General features: G+C 59.2%; 3 protein-coding genes and 1 pseudogene. 3 read left to right on the forward strand and 1 reads right to left on the reverse strand.

Going from position 1 to position 2,491, the window contains the following annotated elements:
- From HMPREF3143_RS22080 to merE, 3 genes and pseudogenes are all read left to right on the forward strand, one after another.
- Nucleotides 1-461, forward strand: a pseudogene (locus tag HMPREF3143_RS22080) (mercuric reductase); the annotation flags it as partial.
- Nucleotides 462-478: 17 nt separating this feature from the next.
- The gene (merD, locus tag HMPREF3143_RS22085; protein ID WP_001277466.1) at nt 479-844 is read left to right on the forward strand and encodes a mercury resistance co-regulator MerD; all 366 of its coding nucleotides are present in this window, start codon (nt 479-481) and stop codon (nt 842-844) included.
- Complete coding sequence (gene merE, locus HMPREF3143_RS22090) at nt 841-1,077, forward strand: broad-spectrum mercury transporter MerE (RefSeq protein ID WP_001087807.1); 237 nt, start codon at nt 841-843, stop codon at nt 1,075-1,077. The genes merD and merE overlap by 4 nt, the downstream gene beginning before the upstream one ends.
- Nucleotides 1,078-1,151: 74 nt before the next feature.
- On the opposite strand, the gene HMPREF3143_RS22095 is transcribed toward merE, so the two are convergent.
- Nucleotides 1,152-1,856 (reverse strand): IS6-like element IS26 family transposase, encoded by a 705-nt coding sequence (locus tag HMPREF3143_RS22095; RefSeq protein WP_001067855.1) that lies wholly within the window; start codon nt 1,854-1,856, stop codon nt 1,152-1,154.
- Between the last annotated feature and the right edge of the window lie 635 nt (nt 1,857-2,491).

Below are 2,491 nucleotides of genomic sequence, written 5' to 3' on the forward strand. Positions count from 1 at the left end.
AGTTCGTCTATGTGGCGGCAGCGGCCGGCACTCGTGCGGCGATCAACATGACTGGCGGCGATGCGGCCCTGGACCTGACCGCAATGCCGGCCGTGGTGTTCACCGACCCGCAGGTCGCCACCGTGGGCTACAGCGAGGCGGAAGCACATCACGACGGGATCGAGACCGACAGTCGCCTGCTAACACTGGATAACGTGCCGCGTGCGCTTGCCAACTTCGACACACGCGGCTTCATCAAGCTGGTCATCGAGGAAGGTAGCGGACGGCTCATCGGCGTGCAAGCGGTGGCCCCGGAAGCGGGTGAACTGATCCAGACGGCGGTGCTCGCCATTCGCAACCGTATGACCGTGCAGGAACTGGCCGACCAATTGTTCCCCTACCTGACCATGGTCGAAGGGCTGAAGCTCGCGGCGCAGACCTTCAGCAAGGACGTGAAGCAGCTTTCGTGCTGCGCCGGATGAGGAAAAGGAGGTGTTCAATGAGCGCCTACACAGTGTCCCGGCTGGCCCTTGATGCCGGGGTGAGCGTGCATATCGTGCGCGACTACCTGCTGCGCGGATTGCTACGGCCGGTCGCGTACACCACGGGCGGCTACGGCTTGTTCGATGACACCGCGTTGCAACGGCTGCGCTTTGTACGGGCTGCCTTCGAAGCGGGTATCGGCCTGGACGCACTGGCGCGGCTGTGCCGGGCGCTGGATGCTGCGGACGGTGACGGTGCGTCTGCGCAGCTTGCCGTGTTGCGGCAACTCGTCGAGCGTCGGCGCGAGGCCCTGGCCAGCCTCGAAATGCAACTGGCCGCCATGCCAACCGAACCGGCACAGCACGCGGAGAGTCTGCCATGAACAGCCCAGAGCACTTGCCGTCTGAGACGCACAAACCGATCACCGGCTACTTGTGGGGCGCGCTGGCCGTGCTGACCTGTCCCTGCCATTTGCCGATTCTCGCCATTGTGCTAGCCGGCACGACGGCCGGCGCGTTCATCGGGGAGCACTGGGGTATTGCAGCCCTCACGCTGACCGGCTTGTTTGTCCTGTCTGTGACGCGGCTGCTGCGGGCCTTCAAGGGAAGATCATGACCGCTTCCCAGCCAGCCGAGAGGGCACTGTTGCAAAGTTAGCGATGAGGCAGCCTTTTGTCTTATTCAAAGGCCTTACATTTCAAAAACTCTGCTTACCAGGCGCATTTCGCCCAGGGGATCACCATAATAAAATGCTGAGGCCTGGCCTTTGCGTAGTGCACGCATCACCTCAATACCTTTGATGGTGGCGTAAGCCGTCTTCATGGATTTAAATCCCAGCGTGGCGCCGATTATCCGTTTCAGTTTGCCATGATCGCATTCAATCACGTTGTTCCGGTACTTAATCTGTCGGTGTTCAACGTCAGACGGGCACCGGCCTTCGCGTTTGAGCAGAGCAAGCGCGCGACCATAGGCGGGCGCTTTATCCGTGTTGATGAATCGCGGGATCTGCCACTTCTTCACGTTGTTGAGGATTTTACCCAGAAACCGGTATGCAGCTTTGCTGTTACGACGGGAGGAGAGATAAAAATCGACAGTGCGGCCCCGGCTGTCGACGGCCCGGTACAGATACGCCCAGCGGCCATTGACCTTCACGTAGGTTTCATCCATGTGCCACGGGCAAAGATCGGAAGGGTTACGCCAGTACCAGCGCAGCCGTTTTTCCATTTCAGGCGCATAACGCTGAACCCAGCGGTAAATCGTGGAGTGATCGACATTCACTCCGCGTTCAGCCAGCATCTCCTGCAGCTCACGGTAACTGATGCCGTATTTGCAGTACCAGCGTACGGCCCACAGAATGATGTCACGCTGAAAATGCCGGCCTTTGAATGGGTTCATGTGCAGCTCCATCAGCAAAAGGGGATGATAAGTTTATCACCACCGACTATTTGCAACAGTGCCCGCACAAAGCACATGCCGTCGGGCTTTCAGGGCGCGTGGTTCCTTTTAAACACCAGCTCTGTACCTCTTTTAAAGATCCTTTAATAAATCCTGTAAACACATAACCTGTTCATCGCCTGCCCTGTGGACAGGCTGCAGAGAATGCCCGCCCTTGCAGCGACCTGACGGTCGCGCCGGTTCGGCAACACCAGAAAGAGCTCCCATCGCTTCGCGACGGGCCCCGACCGGAGAACCAAATTAGTTACAGCATTCATAACGTTATTCATCATAAAAACCGGCGCCGGTTTGCCGGCCAGGTGCCCCTCCCCACCACTGAAAAGCGCCGCCGCCCCCGGCCGAAGGCCGGGAGTAGTGTCGCTTTTAATGATGGGTGTTGTAACTATTCTTCTTCATCGCTGTGGGTGGAGCTGCGGTCAGTTGTCTGGTACACGCTCGTAAGCGGCCCTGCGGCCCGCTAACGCGGAGATACGCCCCGGCTGCGGCTGTCGCCTTGCCGGGTCCACTCCGACCGCGTACAGAGGCTCCTGAGGCGTTTTAAGCGGGGATGGCTTTGCAGGGTAAGGGATGGGACA

Origin of the sequence: Enterobacter sp. HMSC16D10, assembly GCF_001807145.1 — a bacterium.
Classification (GTDB): domain Bacteria; phylum Pseudomonadota; class Gammaproteobacteria; order Enterobacterales; family Enterobacteriaceae; genus Enterobacter; species Enterobacter roggenkampii.